This window comes from Oceanospirillum sediminis, from assembly GCF_014164585.1.
Lineage (GTDB): Bacteria > Pseudomonadota > Gammaproteobacteria > Pseudomonadales > Halomonadaceae > Oceanospirillum > Oceanospirillum sediminis.
Window position 1 is genome coordinate 1 of record NZ_JACJFM010000323.1, and the last position, 317, is coordinate 317.

General features: G+C 34.4%; 1 pseudogene. It reads left to right on the forward strand.

Annotated features, from left to right (window positions below):
• A pseudogene (locus tag H4O21_RS28815) lies at nucleotides 1-317 on the forward strand (ABC transporter ATP-binding protein); the annotation flags it as partial.

The window sequence follows — 317 nt, forward strand, 5'->3', positions numbered from 1 at the left end:
TTTGGTTAGAAAGTTTTTTGAAGAACTATCCAGGTGCTGTGGTAATTGTATCTCACGATAAAATGTTTTTAGACAATGTCACCAACAGAACTATTGAAATTTCTCTTGGGCGCATTTATGATTACCCAAAGCCTTACTCAAAATATTTAGTGTTGAGGGAAGAGATTAGGGAACAGCAATTGGCATCGCAAAAAAATCAGCAAAAGCAGATAGAACATACTGAAAAATTAATTGAAAAGTTCAGGGCAAAAGCTTCAAAAGCTACTATGGCACAGTCTTTAATTAAGAAATTGGACAAAATTGAGCGTATTGAAGTC